Below are 16,158 nucleotides of genomic sequence, written 5' to 3'. Positions count from 1 at the left end.
CGTCGGGACTGAATGCCACCGCTTCCACGGAGCCTGTGTGGTCGGTGAGGATGCGGCGGGTTTCGCCACTGGCTACGTCCCACAGCCGCACCGTCCCGGCTTGGCTCCCGGTGGCAAGGGTACGGCCGTCGGGACTGAACGCCACCGTGTACACGAGGCCGGTGGTGCTGATGAGGGTCCGGCGGGTTCTGCTGGTGGTCACGTCCCACAACCGCGCCGAATGGTCGCCGCTGCCGGTGGCAAGGGTGCGGCCGTCGGGACTGAATGCCACCGCGGACACGAGGTTGGCGTGGCCGGTGAGTGTGGTCCGCAAGGGGCGGGAGGCGGCTGTGTCGAGGCTGGTGACGGCTTCGGTCGTGGGGCTGGTGCGGTAGGCCTGGACGGCCAGCAGTGACGCCAGATCGGGGTCGGTATCCATCAGAGTGGCGGACTGCGCGGCCAGCTGCCGGGACTGGGCCGTCTTCTGTGCGGTGATGGCGGTTTGGCGTTGCAGGAAGGCCAGGCCGGTGGCTATGAGGGCCAGAGCGAGCAGGCCGGTCAGGGCGATGTTGATGCGGCGGGTGCGGCGGAGAGCGGCGTGCTGTCGTTGCCGGCTGTCGTTGAGGAAATCGGTAACGTGTGGGGGCAGGCCGCGGTGCTGGGCCAAGGTGGTGCCTTCGGCGAGGTCGGTGCCGTCCAGCAGGTCGCCGGGGTGACCGGTCACGGCGTGGCGGGCCTGCTGTTCGCCGACGCGTTGGAGCCACGTGTGGAAGTGCTGATCGGCGGCGATCCAGTCGCGCAAGTCGGTCCAGTCGCGGACGAGTGCGTCGTGGATGAGTTCGGCGGTCGCGGTATCGGGGGTGCCGTCAGGGCGAGGCATGGTGCGGGTGACGATGATCCGGTGGCCGGTCAAGGCGGCCATGACTGTCTCGAAGGTCTGGTCGTCCTGTGGGGTGGCGGTGTAGGGGTCGGTGGCCAGGGCGCGCAGGTCGGTCAGGGGCACTTGGCGGCGGGTGGCCGGGATGGCGTGGGCATCGTCGGCCGGCCGTACCAGGGCGGTCAGGATCCGCCGTGCGGTGGGGAGGTGGTCGGCGGGCATGCCGGCGAGGACTGTGTTGCACCAGTTGGTCAGGGCTCCGGTGACTTCGCCGATCCGGTCGTAGGCGCGGTGGGTGAGCCTGCCGTCCTCACGGCGCTCCCATAGCTGGCTCAAGGCCAGTTGGAGGGGCGGCAGCAGGGTGACCGGTGCCTGCCGGGTGACCGAGGCGGTGGGATCGGCGGCCAGGACATCGGTGATGATGCGTTGCGCCAGGCCGTCTTCCGCACTCGCGCCCGCGGTGTGGGCAGGCCTGGTGATGATGGCGTGCAGATCCTGGATGTCCAAGCTGGCAGGGATGTTGAGCAGTCCAGAGGACGCGGCGTCCAGCAGGTCTGGGGCCCAGGCGGCCAGGCGCGAGTAGAAGTCGTCGCGCATGACCAGGATTACGGTCACCGCCACCGATGAGCTCATCAGTTCCACGAGTTGTTCGGCAGCGGCGTGCTGCCGGGTCGGCTGCCGGCTGGCGGCGGGCTCGGTGAGTAGTTCCTCGAACTGGTCGATGACCAGCACCAGGCGCCGGTCGCCCGGCTCCGCCGTGAGTCTGCGCTCGGCCGCTGTGACGATCCCGCCGCTCGTGGCGCCGGGCAGGCCAGCACGCTCCAGTTCGGCGAGCAGGTCCTGCCCGGGACGAGCGATCACGTGCAGCCAACGGTCGCTGCCGGGCAGCCTGCCCTCCGCCAGGGCCGGCAGCACTCCCGCCTGCACCAGCGATGACTTGCCCGCGCCGGAGGGTCCGAGGAGCAGCAGCCCACGACGCTGCCTGGTGAGAGCCGCCACGACGCGTTCGACCGCGGTCTTCCGGCCGTGGAACCACCCTGCGTGCTCGGCGGTGAACGGCTCAAGACCGCGGTAGGGGTGTACCTGCTGCTCAGCCAGGCCGGGCCATACCTGGCGCAGCACCTGGGTGGGGGTGGCGTAGGCGACTGCGACGCCGCGGGCGTGGGAGTCGGGGGCGGTGATAGCGGTGACCATGCCGATCACCAGGCCGGTGACCTCATCGAGTACCGGTCCCCCGCTGAATCCCGTGGTCAGGTCGTTGGCGTCGGCCAGTTGCAGCAGGGGGCCCGCACTGCTGGGGAGCAGGTCACCAGCAGTGCCGTAGCCGAAGTGGCCGCCGACAGGTGCCTGGGAGGGGAATCCGTAGGACCGGATGCGGTGTCCGCGGCAGCCTGCCGCGGACCCCAGCCGCACCGGTCGGGCACCCGTCGGGGCGCTGTCCAGGCGCAGGACCGCGAGGTCCTCGGCCTGCTGTCCGCGCCACGACGCGGACAGCACGTGCCCGGTCAGGTATGGGCTGCCGGGCAGGTGCGGGAAAGTCAGTCGCACGCGCCCGCCGGGCTCCTGGCCGGCAGCCTGTACTACGTGTGCGCAGGTGACGACGGTCTCCTCGGCGACGAGGAAACCCGTCCCGGCCGTCCGGCCGTCCTCGGCGAGGACTCGGGCAATTGCGCCGAGCACTGTTGGCCGGTCCTGTCCGGCTGCCGTCATAGCGCGCCGTCAGGGGATTCCTGGCGGTTCCACACCACTCTGACTTGCAGATGCACCGCCGATTCGCTCTTGGCGATAACTGCTCCCGCCTGAGCCGACAGGTCCACCCCGAACTCCACCTCGATCTCATCCGGACCGGCCTGCCGTAACTGCTCCAGCACCGCCCGCGCGGTCTCGCGCACCGGTACCAGCGCCTGCTGCAAGGTTTGCGGCAGCTCCCGCATCGCATCCGCGACGCGCCCGGCCTTCACCGGCCCATCCACCTCCGGCGCGGCCTCAACCAGCACCACGCCCCCGCCCTCCAATGGAAGTCGCGCGAAACTCTGCACCTGCACCCCCGTACGTCGTATCTGGACCACCGCGTTGGACGCGGACGGACGAAGACACTACCCCGCCCACTCCCCGCGCAGACCGGGTAGACGGCGACTTGGCTGTCAGAGGCGGCCAGCTCGTCGAGCGCCCCAAGCTCAGCGCAGCCTGAGCCACTTCAACTGATCCGCAACTCTTGACAATGACTCACTGGGCTCGGTCTGGAGCGGCTGGCCTCTCTGCTGCAGGGCAAGTCGTCAGTGTTCGAGTGTGACGTCTTCGACCCCTGGCGCCGTATCGTGCCGGTTCTGTGGTTACTTGACGAACCATCACTGCGCCTGGTTTACGACCACTCTGACGAGAAAGCGCTCACCATCCTTCACCGATCGGTCCTACATTGGGGCTGTTCGAGGATCACTCTGAGGTAAGGAAGGCCCCTATGGGATTACCGCACCGTCTCGGAACTGTCTCCGGCGCCGCTGCCGCTGCCATGATTCTCACCGCCACCAGCGCCAGCGCGGCCGATCCTGACCCCGTGTCTCGAGGCTGCTCAACGCCGGAGCGTCCGTCCGGTGCATCGGGAGGCGCGATCATTTACAACTGGACCGATCCCATGGCGACTCTCTCCATCAAGCTGGACCTGGCTGACATCCAGGCCGACGGACGCCACGCACGAATTCGCCTCGTGACCGACGACAATCAAGGGCACCGAACCTACTACCGTTGGCGCAAGGCCGTCGGGGACGGTGTTTACAAGACTTGGTGGACGACCGCCAAGAACGACCGCGGCATTTTCGAGGCGGGAGTTGACGTGGCCACCTTCAAGGGAAACCGTATGAAGTCCCTCTGCACGGACATCTGACGCGGCGCTGGAGCCCGGCTGGGCGCGGGTCGGCGCCGTTCCCGCGCCGGGGGATTCTCCGGTCGGAGCCCGCGGGGGTAGTGCATCCGCGCGACCATCAACAGCCGTATGCCTGGATCGAGGCGGGCGGCCAGTGCACGGCCGTGCGCGGTGGCCTCCAGCGCCTGGGTGATCAGCCGCCCCGGGGAGTCAGCCCCGGAGTCGGTGATGTTCTCCGTGGAGAACCAGTGGCCGCGGCCCTTGCGGCGCTTTTCGATCTGCAGCTGATAAGTCACCGAGGCTGTCTCCCCGGCCGACGGCGCCCGGGTCGGGGCCGGCAGGCAGTCGTAGACGGACAGATTCCACCCGAACCGGTCGGTCAGCAGCACCGCCAGTGCCGTGAGTTCCGAGCGCGACAGGAACAGCCGGCCCCATGTGGCCTCCGCTCCGCTGCCTCCCAGCAACACGCGGTTCTTCACGGCGTGATGCCCGCGCGCAGTGATCTTGGTGGGCACCTCGCCGGTGCGCGCGAGGTGATCGAGAATCCGGCCGATCTTCCATTCCCGGCTGCCTTCCACCAGCTCACCGGCGCGCCAGCTCTCCAGGAGGTGGGTGTTCTCCCGGATCCGCAGCAGCGCGGACCGGAACTGCCGCTGTGCGGCCAGCACCACCTGCTCCCGTTCCTGCTTGTCGTAGGACTTCTCATACGGCCTCGGGCTGGGAATGCGCCGGGCCAGTTCGTCCGCGACCGGCCCGCTGGACAGCCGCGGATCTGCCGTCAGCAACGGCCGGATGTCCGTCGCGTAGTTCCGCTTCGTCTCCCGCTCCAGGTTCCGGAACTCGTGAGAGCGGACGAAGTCCAGCAGATCCCGGTCGACCGTGCCGTCCCGAACACCGGATCACCGGGCCGCAGACCAATCCGGGCGACCGCCGCCGACAGGTCCTGTATCCCCAGGACTCCCTCAGGCGGCAGCGTCCCCCAGCGCTCTGGATCCGGCACGCGCACCACATGCCACTCGTTCAACCAACGCCTCCCCTGACGCTTGAACTCGCTCAATCATCAGGGAAGTTGCGAAGCTCGCCGTCATCAGCTCCTCCGGACCTCAGGCCGGTTGGGGTTCGGTTCGGATACATCGCGAGTGCCCCCGAAGCGGGCTTCGATCCCGGCGCGCCACATGGCGGACGCCCCCGGGAGCAACTCCCCGGGGGCGTCCGCGCGGTTGACGCCGGGTCAGATGTGCGCGGCGCCGGCCCCCGCGCCCGCGTTCACCCCGCGCTTGGTGAGGAACGCCACCAGGACGGCCACCCCGGCGACGCCCGCGGCGACGAGCGAGGCCGCGCTCATGCCGGAGAGGAACGTGTCGTGCGCGACGCCCGTGATCTTCGCGGCGATCGCGTCCGGCGTGCCCGGGGCCACCGGCGGGACGCCGACCTGGACCGCCTCGGACGCCTGGTGCTCCTGCTCCGGCGTCAGCGGAGGGAGCCCCGCCTTCGCCCAGTTGCCCGCGAGGTCGCTGTTGACCTTGGAGGCCATCACGGCACCCAGCACGGCCGTGCCGAGGCTGCCGCCGATCTGCATGGCGGCCTGCTGGAGACCGCCCGCGACACCGGACAGCTCCATCGGGGCGTTGCCGACGATGACCTCCGTCGCGCCGACCATGACGGGCGCGAGGCCGAGGCCGAGCAGGGCGAACCAGACCGACATGACACCGCTTCCGGTGTCCGTCTCCAGGGTCGACATGCCGTACATGGCGATCGCGGTGAGCGCCATGCCGCCGGCGAGCGGGGCGCGCGGGCCGACCTTGGTGATCACCGCGCCCGCCAGCGGCGAGCCGACGATCATCATGCCGGTGAGCGGCAGCAGGTGCAGGCCCGCGTCGACCGGGCTCATGCCGTGCACGTTCTGCAGGTAGAACGTCACGAAGAACAGGCCGCCCATGAACGCGATGGCCATCAGGACCATCAGCACCACACCGGCGGACAGCGCCACGGAGCGGAACAGGGCGAGCGGGATCAGCGGCTCCTTGACCTTCGTCTCCCAGAGGGCGAACAGCGCGAAGCCCAGCACGGAGGCGCCGAGGAAGCCGATCGTCTTGGCGTCGCCCCAGCCCCACTCGGACGGCGGGGCCTTGATCAGCGCCCAGACCAGGCAGAACACGGAGGCCGACAGCAGGGCGATGCCCGGCAGGTCGAAGGAGCGCGGGGCGTTCTCGGCGCGGTGGTCGAGCAGGATCCACACGCCGAGGGCGACGGCGAGGACACCGACCGGCACGTTGATGAAGAACACCGACTGCCAGTTGACGTGCTCGACGAGCACGCCGCCCAGGATCGGGCCGCCCGCGGTGGAGGCGCCGATGACCATGCCCCAGATGCCGATCGCCATGTTCAGCTTCTCCGCCGGGAAGGTGGCCCGCAGCAGGCCGAGCGCGGCCGGCATCAGCAGCGCGCCGAACAGGCCCTGCAGGACGCGGAAGACGACGACGAACGCGATGCTGTCGGACAGGCCGATGACGCCCGAGGCGGCGGCGAAGCCGACGACACCGATGAGGAACGTCCGGCGGTGGCCGAATCGGTCACCCAGCTTGCCGGCGGTGATCAGGCAGACCGCGAGGGCGAGGAAGTAGCCGTTGGTGATCCACTGCACCTCGGCGAAGGTGGCGCCGAGGTCCCGCTGGATCGCCGGGTTGGCGATGGCCACGATGGTGCCGTCGAGGGCCACCATCATGACCCCCACTGCGACGGTGATGAGGGTGAGCCAGGGGTGCCCTCGCAGCCCCTTGCCCGGCGTCGCGTCCGACGGAACGCCGGGTGCCCCGCCGCCCGGTCCCGTCGCGTCGATGGTGGTCTGACTAGTCATGCGTTCGAGGCTAGTGACAGCCACTGACAGTTGACAAACCGATTCATCAGTCAGTCGCTGACACTCCCCGGGCGTATAGCGTGAGCTGGGCGAACACTGTGGACGAGAGGAACGCCTTGAACCTGCGCGAGCGCAAGAAGCGGCGCACCCGGGACGCGCTGCTGCGAGCGGCCCTAGAGCTGTTCGCCACGCGCGGGTACGAGCGGACCACCGTCGACGACATCGCCGCCGCCGTCGACGTCTCGCAGCGCACCTTCTTCCGCTACTTCGCGGGCAAGGAGGAGACGGCGTTCTTCCTGCCGCGCCTCGCCGAGGCGCTCGTCGTGGACGCCGTACGGGCCCGCCCGCCGGAGGAGGCGCCGCTGGAGGCGCTGCGGCGGGCCGTGCTGGAGAGCTGGGACGCGATCAACGAGGCGGTCGTGGAGCTCGTGCCGATCGAGCTCCACGTGCGCGTCTACCGGGTGATCGAGTCCACGCCCGCGCTGCTCGCCGCCCATCTGCGGCGGGCGGCGGAGCTGGAGGAGCAGCTCGCGCGGATCATCGCCGAACGCGAGGGGCTCGACGTGGACGCCGACCCCCGGCCGAGGATCGTCGTCGCCCTCTTCGGCGGGGTGATTCGTGTCACCGAACGCTTGTGGTCCACGGGGGACGACCTCACCCTGGACGGACTGCGCCGGCTCACCGCGGACTACCTGGATCAGGTGGGTCCCGCACTGGACGGGAACTGGCGTGCGGGTCGATCCCCTTGACGCCCCGGTCAAAACGTGATCCCGGTCACTTGGTTCACGCGAGACCCTCTCGTTCTCCTAGTGTGTCCTTTCAGTGACTTCCTTCGACACCTCCCCGCAAGTGAACGTCTGGCGCGCACTGCTCGCGCTGGCCGTCGTCTTCGTGATGCTGGCGACCACCGGCTGGACGGCGACGCGCAGCCAGCGGGGTGCCACACCGCTGCAAACCTCGCTCTCCGCGTGGGAGCAGGGCGGCATCGCCGGTCACCGGCTGCCCGACCCGCGGTCGAAGCCGGCGGAGCTGTCCCGTTTCTTCGCCGCGCTCACCGAGCAGGACCGCGCGGTGCTGGTCCGCCGGTACGCGCTCGCTGTCGGCAACATGAACGGCGCCCCCGTCGAGCTGCGCTACCGCGCCAACCGCGTGGCGCTCGCCAGGGCACGTGACGTCGAGCGCGCCCGCATGCACGACGAGCGCCTCACCCCGGCCGGGCAGCAGGAGGCCGGGCGCAGGATGCACCGTTTCGAGGACCTGCTGGAGAAGGGCCGCCGCATCCTGGCCTTCGACCCCGAGGGCTCGGGCCGGGTCGCGGAGGTCTTCGGAGACCTGCGCGAGGCGGACCGGATCTCGGTCGTCGTGCCCGGCGTCGACACGAACCTGCTCACCTTCCAGCGCACCCGGCGCGAGTACGCGGCACCGGCCGGCATGGCGCGATCGCTGTACCGGGCCGAGCGGGAGGCGAGCCCCTCGACGCGTACGGCCGTGATCGCCTGGGCCGACTACACCGCACCCAGCGGGCTCGGCATCGAGTCGGCCACGGCGATGCGGGCCAGGAACGGTGCCGTACGGCTGAACGCGCTCGTGCGGGCGCTGCCGGGCAGCTCGCCGGTCTCGCTGTTCTGCCACAGCTACGGCTCCGTGGTGTGCGGGGTCGCGGCGGACGAGCTGCCGGGCCGGGTGTCCGACATCGCGGTGGCCGGCAGCCCCGGCATGCGTGTCGAGAGGGCCGCCCAGCTGCGCACCACCGCCCGGGTCTGGGCCATGCGGGACGCCGACGACTGGATCCAGGACGTGCCGTACCTGGAGGTCGGCGGACTGGGGCACGGCGCGGATCCGGTGTCCTCCGGGTTCGGTGCCCGGGTGCTGTCGGCGGCGGGCGCGAAGGGTCACGCCGGCTACTTCGAGCCGGGTACGGCAAGTCTGTTCAATTTCGCAGAGATCGGCGTCGGCGCATACCGCTCGGTGCACTGCGCGCACGAAGACGGCCCCTGCCGGACCGGTTTGTCCGGCAGGGTGACGACCTGACCCGCGTGGAGACGGAAGGAACGGCGGTCTGACCGGCAGGGGGACGGAGGAGCACGTGCCGCATACGATGAGCCGCATGGGTGACGTACTGGCCGGATTTCATGCCGCCTGGGAGTTCGAGTCCGACTCCGTGCTCATCCGCTACGAACGGGGGATTCGGGCACCCAGGCTCTTCCAGGCCCTCGGGGAGCGCCGGGTGCCCCTGGAGGCGATCGCCGGAGTGACGCTGACGCGCGGGAAGCGGGGCACGGTCGTGCTGCGCGTCGAGCCGCGCCCCGGGGCCGACCCCCTGATGGAGGCCGCCGCCGGGCAGCTGAAGGAGAACGGCGACCCCTACCGGCTGGTGCTGCCGGCCGACCGCGAGGTGCTCGCCGAGTACTACGCCGACGAACTGCGCTCCCTGCTCACCGGGTCCGGGTCCGGGCCGGCGGAGCGGTTCCTGGTGGAGCCGCCGAAGGGGCCGCTGTCGTTCAAGGCGTACGACGGGAAGGCGAGCTTCGACGGGCGGACGGTGAACTTCCGCTGGTTCTGGACGGGAGCCTCCTCGGCGAAGTGGAAGGCCGGCGACCAGAGCTTCTCCGTCGACGAGCTCACCGGGGTGGAGTGGCGCTCGCCCGAGGTCTTCGAGGGCCATCTGCGGCTGCTGCGGCGGGCCGGGGAGTCCGCGGCGCAGGCCGACCAGGACCCGGCAGCGGTGGTGTTCGGGCTGGGCTACGGGCCGGTGCACGAGTCGTTGCCGTTCGCCGCGGCGGTGCTGGCCGCCGTGCGGACGTCCACGCCGGTCGCGGCGGTGCCCGCGGCCCGGGCGCATCGTGATCCCGCGGACATCGCCGAACGGATCCGGCACCTGGGGGAGTTGCACCAGGCCGGGCTGGTGACGGACGAGGAGTTCTCGGTCAAGAAGGCCGAGTTGCTGTCGGAGCTCTAGGCCTGTCGTTTGGATCAGCCCGCAGACGCGGGGTCTGGCACGCGCATCTACCGCGTTGTCGTCAGTCGCCGACGCTCCGCGTCGACTCCCTCCTCCGCCTTGCAACTGCACGCACCAGACCCCGCTCACCGGCGTTGACCAGCACGGTCCGTTTCCTGCGACCTGATCCAAACGACAGGCCCTAGCGTCCGCCGCCCGTCGAGGTGTTCCCCTGCTCCCTGCCCGCCGACGTGAAGGCCATGTCCGCGTAGCGGTTGCCCGCCACCTGGGCCGCTATGCCGTCCAGGAGCTGCAGTTCCTCCGCCGTCAGCACGATCGCGGTGGCCGCCGCGTTCTCCTCCACCCGGGACGGCTTGCGGGTGCCCGGGATCGGCACGACCGGCAGACGGTGGACGGACGCCTGCTGCTGGACCCAGGCCAGGGCGATCTGGCCCGGGGAGGCGCCGTGGGCGTCGGCCACCGCGCGGATCAGTCCCAGCAGCGTCGCGTTGGCCGTCGCGTTGTCGCCGGTGAAACGGGGCTGCTGCCGGCGGAAGTCGTCCGGCGACAGGTCCTCGGCGCTGGCGAACGAGCCCGTGAGGAAGCCGCGGCCCAGGGGCGAGTACGGGACGAGAGCGACCCCCAGGTCACGGGCCGCGGGGACCACCTTCGGCTCGATGTCCCGGCTGAACAGGGACCACTCCGACTGCACGGCGGCGATGGGGTGCACGGCGTGGGCGGCGCGCAGCTCGTCGGCCGTGACCTCGCTGAGCCCGAGGTGCCTGACCTTGCCCTCGCGGACCAGGTCGGCCATGGTGCCCACGCTCTCCTCGATCGGCACGTCCACATCGCGCCGGTGCATGTAGTAGAGGTCGATGGCGTCGACGCCGAGGCGCTCCAGGCTCGCCTCGACGGCCTGGCGGATGTAGGGCGGGTCGTTGCGTATGACACGCCGGGTCGGGTCGTCCGCGGGGATCGACAGGGCGAACTTGGTCGCGATGACGACCTCGTCGCGGTGGGCCTGGAAGAACGGTGCGAGGAACCGCTCGTTCTCGCCGGCGCCGTACGCGTCGGCCGTGTCGTAGAGGGTGACGCCCAGGTCGAGGGCCTTCTCCAGGGTGGCCCGGGAGGCGTCCGCGTCCGAGGGGCCGTAGGCGAAGCTCATGCCCATGCAGCCGAGGCCCTGGACACCCACCTCGGGGCCGTTACCGCCGAGCTTCACCGTCGTGATCCTGCCGTCCGTCATCGGGACCTCTCCGACGCCGGGGCGCGCCCGGCGTCCGCGTAGAAACTGATCTTCCGGTCGAGTACGGCGAGCGTGCCCCGGAGTTCGTCGATCCGGGCCAGGACGTCCTCGCGGGTCGCCCTCAGCAGCTCGAAGCGCTCGCCGTAGGTGTGGTCTCCCTCACGCACCAGTTCCGCGTACCGGACCATGTCGGCGACGGGCATGCCCGTCAGGCGGAGCTTGCCGACGAGGTCGAGCCAGTCGAGGTCGCGGTTGGTGTAGCGGCGCTGGCCGGTGTGGGAGCGGTCGACGTGCGGCATCAGGCCGATGCGCTCGTACCAGCGCAGGGTGTGCGCCGTCAGGCCGGTGAAGGCCACGACCTCGCTGATCGTGTAGCGGTCCTCGCCGTCCGGGCGGCGGTTCTGCTGCGGCGGGCCGGCGCAGGTGTCGGTCCTGGTCCCCGTGGTCTCCATCACCGTCATGGCCCCCACGCTAGAACGCTGGAGTGCGCTCCAAGCAAGTACCGACGGTGAGAAAGGCGGCGTGTTCGGCTCCCCCGGGTCCCGGTCCGGCCCCCACCCCCCGCCGGGGGCGGCGCCCTGAGCGCTTAGGCTCGCAGACATGTCGCTGAAGAGCCTCGCGCTGATCGAGAACTGGCCGGTTCCCACCGCCGCGGCGGGTGCCGTGCGAGCGGACGGCACCGTCCCCGGCACCCACGGCCCGGCCGGGCAGCGGTTCCCGCTCGCCTCGGTGACCAAGCCGTTGGCCGCCTACGCGGTGCTGATCGCCTACGAGGAGGGCGCGATCGAGTTCGACGAGCCCGCCGGCCCGGCCGGTTCGACGGTCCGGCACCTGCTCGCCCACACCTCGGGCCTCGCCTTCGACGAGCACGAGGTCACGGCCCCGCCCGGAGAGCGGCGGCTGTACTCGAACGCCGGTTTCGAGCAGCTCGGCGACCATGTCGCGAAGGCCACCGACATCCCGTTCGCGGAGTACCTGCGGCAGGCCGTGCTGGAGCCGCTGGGCATGACCTCGACCACCCTGCAGGGCTCCCCGGCCAAGGACGCGGTGTCCACCGTCGAGGACCTGCTGCGGTTCGCCGCCGAGGTGCAGGCGCCGCGGCTGCTGGATCCCCGTACGGTCGCCGAGGCGATGAGCGTGCAGTACCCGGGCACCAAGGGCGTGCTGCCGGGGTACGGCCACCAGAACCCCAACGACTGGGGGCTCGGCTTCGAGATCCGCGACTCCAAGTCCCCGCACTGGACGGGCGCCTCGTCCTCACCCCGCACCTTCGGGCATTTCGGTCAGTCCGGTACGTTCCTGTGGATCGACCCGGTGGCGGGCGCGGCCTGCGTGGCGCTGACGGACCGGGCGTTCGGGCCGTGGGCGATCGAGGCGTGGCCGGCGTTCACGGACGCGGTGCTCGCTGAGCTCTAGGCCATCTCCCAGATGAGGAGCTCGGCGTCCGTCACGGCTTCGGCCTCCAGGCCCTCGGCGCCCGTGATGCGGGCGGCGTCGCCCGCGCCCAGGTGCTCGGCGTCCAGGCGCACTTCGCCGCGCACGACGTGCAGGTAGGTGTACGCCCCGTCCGGCACCGCCGTCCGCTCCCCCGCCGCCGGCCGCCGTACGTGCAGCGTCGCGCCGGCCTCCGGGACGGCGTAGGGCGTGGCGTCGGCGATGCCGCGGACGACCTCGTAGGACGGCTCGCCGCCGGGCCGCCGCGGGGCCAGCCACATCTGGAGGAACGTCAGGGGCTCGGGGCCGTGGTTGCGCTCCACGTGGCGCACCCCGCCCGCCGAGCTGAGCCGCTGCACGTCACCGTGGCGCACCACCGACTCGTGCCCGGTGGAGTCGCGGTGCGTCAGCTCGCCCCGCACCACCCACGTCACGATCTCGGTGTGGCTGTGCGCGTGCTCCTCGAAGCCGGCGCCCGGGGCCAGGGTCTCCTCGTTGCAGGCGAGGACCGCGCCGAAGCGGAGGTTGTCGGGGTCGTAGTGGGAGCCGAAGGAGAACGCGTGCCGGGTCTCGATCCCGGCCGCCGGATCGCCGCCCCGGTCGCGCTGATCGGCGCGCCGAATGTCCATCACGGGGTCCACCGTAGACCCGGCCGCCCACCCTCCCGTCCGGATACGGCAGTCTTGTCCCCGTGCCCGAACCCGAAACCAGCAAGAACACAGCCGCAGCACACGACGTCCGCGCCCATGCCGCCACGCTGAAGCGGCTGGAGAAGTCGTCGGGATCGCTCGCCGCGCAGGCCATCGCGCGGATGGACGAGACGCTGCCCTGGTACCGGGCCATGCCGCCGGAGAACCGTTCCTGGATCGGGCTGGTCGCGCAGGCGGGCATCGCCGCGTTCACCGAGTGGTTCCGGCACCCGGAAGCCCCGCAGGCCATCTCCACGGACGTGTTCGGAACCGCCCCGCGCGAGCTGACCCGGGCGATCACCCTGCGGCAGACCGTGGAGATGGTGCGCACCACCATCGAGGTCATGGAGAGCGCGATCGAGGAGGTCGCGGCCCCGGGCGACGAGAGCGTGCTGCGCGAGGCGCTGCTGGTCTACGCCCGGGAGATCGCCTTCGCCACCGCCCAGGTGTACGCGCAGGCCGCCGAGGCACGCGGTGCCTGGGACGCCCGTCTGGAGTCCCTGGTCGTGAACGCCGTGCTCAGCGGCGAGGCCGACGAGGGAGCCGTGTCGCGGGCCGCCGCCCTCGGCTGGAACTCCCCCGAACACGTGTGCGTGGTACTCGGCACGGCGCCCGACGGGGACAGCGAGCTGACCGTGGAGGCGATCCGGCGCGCGGCGCGGCACGCCAAGCTCCAGGTGCTCACCGGGGTGCTCGGCGACCGGCTGGTCGTGATCGCGGGCGGCAGCGACAACCCGCTGGCCGTCGCCAAGTCGCTGATCGGCCCGTACGCGGCCGGGCCGGTCGTGGCGGGCCCGGTGGTGCCCGACCTGCTGGCCGCGACCCGGTCCGCGCAGGCCGCGGCGGCGGGCCTGAAGGCGTGCACGGCCTGGCAGGACGCCCCGCGCCCGGTCCTGGCGGACGACCTGCTCCCGGAGCGCGCGATCGCCGGTGACCCCTCGGCCCGTGAGCAGTTGGTGGAGGAGATCTACAGACCGCTGGAGGAGGCCGGGGCAGCGCTCCTGGAGACTCTCAGCGTCTACCTCGAACAGGCGAGCAGCCTGGAGGGCGCCGCCCGGATGCTGTTCGTTCACCCCAACACCGTCCGCTACCGGCTTCGACGTGTGACTGACGTCACCGGTTGGTCGCCCTCCGATGTACGCTCTGCCTTCACGCTGCGTATCGCGCTGATCCTGGGGCGTCTGGTCGATGGAGATCTTCAGCCCTAAGGTTTTGTCGAGCCTCGACAAAACCCCCTCGTGTTCTTCGTCCCTGTCCTCACGGGCGGCCGTGCCCGTCCCCAAGAGAGAGTGTGAGAGTGCTCGTACTCGTCGCTCCCGGCCAGGGCGCTCAGACGCCCGGCTTCCTGACCGAATGGCTCGACTTCCCCGGTGTCCGCGGTGCCCTCGAGGCCTGGTCCGACGCCGTGGAGCTCGACCTGATCCGTTACGGCACCGAGGCCGACGCGGAGGAGATCCGCGACACCGCGGTGGCGCAGCCGCTGCTGGTCGCGGCCGGCATGGCGTCCGCGTCCCTGCTCTTCGCCGACCCGGCCGACCTCACGCGCACGGTCGGCGCGATCGCCGGTCACAGTATCGGCGAGTTCACCGCCGCGTCGCTCGCCGGGGTGCTCCCGCACGAGGAGGCGCTCCGTCTGGTCCGCACCCGCGGGCACGCCATGGCCGAGGCCGCGGCCGTCACCGACACGGGCATGGCCGCGCTGCTGGGCGGCGACCCCGAAGTGACCGTTCCGCACCTGACGAAGCTGGGCCTGACCCCGGCGAACATCAACGGCGCGGGCCAGATCGTCGCGGCCGGCACCAAGGAGCAGCTCGCCGCGCTGCAGGCGGACAAGCCCGAGGGCGTGCGCAAGGTCGTCGCGCTGAAGGTCGCGGGCGCCTTCCACACCCACCACATGGCACCGGCGGTCGACACGCTGGCGAAGGCGGCCGAGGCCCAGACGCCCCGTGACCCGGCCCTCCCCTACGTCTCCAACGCGGACGGGCAGGTCGTCACCACCGGCGCCGAGGTGCTCGACCGCCTGGTCGGGCAGGTCGCCAACCCGGTCCGCTGGGACCTGTGCATGGAGACCTTCAAGGAACTCGGTGTCACGGCCCTGATCGAGGTGTGTCCCGGCGGTACCCTCACGGGCCTGGCCAAGCGGGCCCTGCCCGGCGTGAAGACGCTGGCCCTGAAGTCCCCCGCCGACCTCGACGCGGCTCGCGAGCTCATCGCCGAGGCGACGACACCCGCCGCTGACGCGGCGGGTGCCTGAGAAGGAGCCGGAGAGCATGGCGAAGATCAAGCCCAGCAAGGGCGCCCCGTACGCGCGGATCCTCGGCGTGGGCGGCTACCGCCCGACCCGGGTCGTGCCCAACGAGGTGATCCTGGAGACGATCGACTCGTCCGACGAGTGGATCCGCTCGCGCTCCGGCATCGAGACACGGCACTGGGCCTCCGACGAGGAGACCGTGGCCGCGATGTCGATCGAGGCGTCCGGCAAGGCCATCGCGGACGCGGGCATCTCCGTCGAGCAGATCGGCGGCGTGATCGTCTCGACGGTCTCGCACTTCAAGCAGACGCCGGCAGTCGCCACCGAGATCGCCGACAAGCTGGGCACCGCCAAGGCCGCCGCCTTCGACATCTCGGCGGGCTGCGCGGGCTTCGGCTACGGCCTGACCCTCGCCAAGGGCATGATCGTCGAGGGCTCGGCGGAATACGTCCTGGTGATCGGTGTCGAGCGGCTGAGCGACCTGACGGACCTGGAGGACCGCGCGACGGCCTTCCTGTTCGGCGACGGTGCCGGCGCGGTCGTCGTGGGCCCGTCCCAGGAGCCCGCGATCGGCCCGACCGTGTGGGGCTCCGAGGGCGACAAGTCCGAGACCATCAAGCAGACCGTGCCGTGGACGGACTACCGCGACGGGACGGTCGAGAAGTTCCCCGCGATCACCCAGGAAGGCCAGGCGGTGTTCCGCTGGGCCGTGTTCGAGATGGCGAAGGTCGCCCAGCAGGCGCTGGACGCGGCCGGGATCAGCGCGGACGACCTGGACGTCTTCATCCCGCACCAGGCCAACGTGCGGATCATCGACTCGATGGCGAAGACGCTGAAACTGCCGGAGCACATCACGGTCGCCCGTGACATCCGCACCACCGGCAACACCTCGGCCGCCTCGATCCCGCTCGCGATGGAGCGGCTCCTGGCGACCGGCGAGGCGAAGAGCGGCGACACCGCGCTCGTCATCGGCTTCGGGGCGGGTCTCGTCTACGCCGCGACTGTCGTTACCCTCCCCTAGGCACTC

At 71.0% G+C, this 16,158-nt stretch carries 14 protein-coding genes; 7 read left to right on the top strand and 7 right to left on the bottom strand.

Annotated elements, in window-relative coordinates; all coding sequences use genetic code 11:
• From ACFW6P_RS00830 to ACFW6P_RS00815, 4 genes are all read right to left on the bottom strand, one after another.
• On the bottom strand, nt 1-2,566 hold a 2,566-nt coding region (locus tag ACFW6P_RS00830), incomplete at its 3' end, for a trypsin-like peptidase domain-containing protein (protein WP_386422499.1).
• Complete coding sequence (locus ACFW6P_RS00825; protein ID WP_386360139.1) at nt 2,563-2,856, bottom strand: CU044_2847 family protein; 294 nt, start codon at nt 2,854-2,856, stop codon at nt 2,563-2,565. The genes ACFW6P_RS00830 and ACFW6P_RS00825, both read right to left, overlap by 4 nt.
• Before the next feature lie 769 nt (nt 2,857-3,625).
• Entirely contained in the window at nt 3,626-4,501 is an 876-nt protein-coding gene (locus tag ACFW6P_RS00820) for a hypothetical protein (protein ID WP_386422496.1), read from the bottom strand.
• A 446-nt stretch (nt 4,502-4,947) separates the two neighbouring features.
• Nucleotides 4,948-6,573, bottom strand: a complete 1,626-nt coding sequence (locus ACFW6P_RS00815) for an MFS transporter (RefSeq protein WP_386422493.1) — start codon at nt 6,571-6,573, stop codon at nt 4,948-4,950.
• Between the two features lie 116 nt (nt 6,574-6,689).
• On the opposite strand from ACFW6P_RS00815, the gene ACFW6P_RS00810 reads away from it, so the two are divergent.
• The 3 genes from ACFW6P_RS00810 to ACFW6P_RS00800 all read left to right on the top strand — a co-directional run bounded on the left by ACFW6P_RS00810 (nt 6,690) and on the right by ACFW6P_RS00800 (nt 9,532).
• Nucleotides 6,690-7,322 carry a TetR family transcriptional regulator gene (locus ACFW6P_RS00810; protein WP_386422490.1) on the top strand — a complete coding sequence of 211 codons (633 nt, stop codon included), beginning with the start codon at nt 6,690-6,692 and terminating at the stop codon, nt 7,320-7,322.
• 73 nt (nt 7,323-7,395) lie between these two features.
• Nucleotides 7,396-8,604: an alpha/beta hydrolase gene (locus ACFW6P_RS00805; RefSeq protein WP_386422487.1), complete on the top strand. Its 1,209-nt coding sequence runs from the start codon at nt 7,396-7,398 to the stop codon at nt 8,602-8,604.
• 67 nt (nt 8,605-8,671) lie between these two features.
• Nucleotides 8,672-9,532 (top strand): DUF4429 domain-containing protein, encoded by an 861-nt coding sequence (locus ACFW6P_RS00800; RefSeq protein ID WP_386422603.1) that lies wholly within the window; start codon nt 8,672-8,674, stop codon nt 9,530-9,532.
• A 181-nt stretch (nt 9,533-9,713) separates the two neighbouring features.
• On the opposite strand, the gene ACFW6P_RS00795 is transcribed toward ACFW6P_RS00800, so the two are convergent.
• Together ACFW6P_RS00795 and ACFW6P_RS00790 are read right to left on the bottom strand one after the other, a co-directional pair.
• Nucleotides 9,714-10,757, bottom strand: coding sequence for an aldo/keto reductase (locus tag ACFW6P_RS00795; RefSeq protein WP_386422484.1), 1,044 nt, complete (start codon nt 10,755-10,757; stop codon nt 9,714-9,716).
• The gene (locus tag ACFW6P_RS00790) at nt 10,754-11,218 is read right to left on the bottom strand and encodes a MerR family transcriptional regulator (protein WP_386350326.1); all 465 of its coding nucleotides are present in this window, start codon (nt 11,216-11,218) and stop codon (nt 10,754-10,756) included. The genes ACFW6P_RS00795 and ACFW6P_RS00790 overlap by 4 nt, the downstream gene beginning before the upstream one ends.
• A gap of 139 nt (nt 11,219-11,357) precedes the next feature.
• On the opposite strand from ACFW6P_RS00790, the gene ACFW6P_RS00785 reads away from it, so the two are divergent.
• Entirely contained in the window at nt 11,358-12,173 is an 816-nt protein-coding gene (locus ACFW6P_RS00785) for a serine hydrolase domain-containing protein (RefSeq protein WP_386350323.1), read from the top strand.
• Here ACFW6P_RS00785 and ACFW6P_RS00780 read toward each other — a convergent pair.
• Nucleotides 12,170-12,820: a pirin family protein gene (locus tag ACFW6P_RS00780; protein ID WP_386422601.1), complete on the bottom strand. Its 651-nt coding sequence runs from the start codon at nt 12,818-12,820 to the stop codon at nt 12,170-12,172. The genes ACFW6P_RS00785 and ACFW6P_RS00780 overlap by 4 nt on opposite strands.
• Before the next feature lie 62 nt (nt 12,821-12,882).
• Between ACFW6P_RS00780 and fasR the strand changes: the two genes are divergently transcribed.
• The 3 genes from fasR (at nt 12,883) to ACFW6P_RS00765 (ending at nt 16,152) form a co-directional block, all read left to right on the top strand.
• The gene (fasR, locus tag ACFW6P_RS00775) at nt 12,883-14,088 is read left to right on the top strand and encodes a fatty acid biosynthesis transcriptional regulator FasR (RefSeq protein ID WP_386350320.1); all 1,206 of its coding nucleotides are present in this window, start codon (nt 12,883-12,885) and stop codon (nt 14,086-14,088) included.
• 89 nt (nt 14,089-14,177) lie between these two features.
• Nucleotides 14,178-15,134, top strand: a complete 957-nt coding sequence (locus ACFW6P_RS00770; protein WP_386422481.1) for an ACP S-malonyltransferase — start codon at nt 14,178-14,180, stop codon at nt 15,132-15,134.
• 16 nt (nt 15,135-15,150) lie between these two features.
• Nucleotides 15,151-16,152 (top strand): ketoacyl-ACP synthase III, encoded by a 1,002-nt coding sequence (locus tag ACFW6P_RS00765; protein ID WP_386422478.1) that lies wholly within the window; start codon nt 15,151-15,153, stop codon nt 16,150-16,152.
• Nucleotides 16,153-16,158 lie beyond the last annotated feature (6 nt).

It is taken from the genome of Streptomyces sp. NPDC058741 (genome assembly GCF_042746715.1).
Lineage (GTDB): Bacteria > Actinomycetota > Actinomycetes > Streptomycetales > Streptomycetaceae > Streptomyces.
This window is presented reverse-complemented; position numbering and strand designations above follow the sequence as displayed.

What these genes read in the sequence shown, in the direction of transcription:
- ACFW6P_RS00780 (WP_386422601.1), bottom strand. Translation starts at nt 12,820, where the DNA reads ATGGACATTCGGCGCGCCGATCAGCGCGACCGGGGCGGCGATCCGGCG.
- ACFW6P_RS00765 (WP_386422478.1), top strand. Translation starts at nt 15,151, where the DNA reads ATGGCGAAGATCAAGCCCAGCAAGGGCGCCCCGTACGCGCGGATCCTC.
- ACFW6P_RS00785 (WP_386350323.1), top strand. Translation starts at nt 11,358, where the DNA reads ATGTCGCTGAAGAGCCTCGCGCTGATCGAGAACTGGCCGGTTCCCACC.
- ACFW6P_RS00815 (WP_386422493.1), bottom strand. Translation starts at nt 6,573, where the DNA reads ATGACTAGTCAGACCACCATCGACGCGACGGGACCGGGCGGCGGGGCA.
- ACFW6P_RS00790 (WP_386350326.1), bottom strand. Translation starts at nt 11,218, where the DNA reads ATGACGGTGATGGAGACCACGGGGACCAGGACCGACACCTGCGCCGGC.
- ACFW6P_RS00795 (WP_386422484.1), bottom strand. Translation starts at nt 10,757, where the DNA reads ATGACGGACGGCAGGATCACGACGGTGAAGCTCGGCGGTAACGGCCCC.
- ACFW6P_RS00800 (WP_386422603.1), top strand. Translation starts at nt 8,672, where the DNA reads ATGAGCCGCATGGGTGACGTACTGGCCGGATTTCATGCCGCCTGGGAG.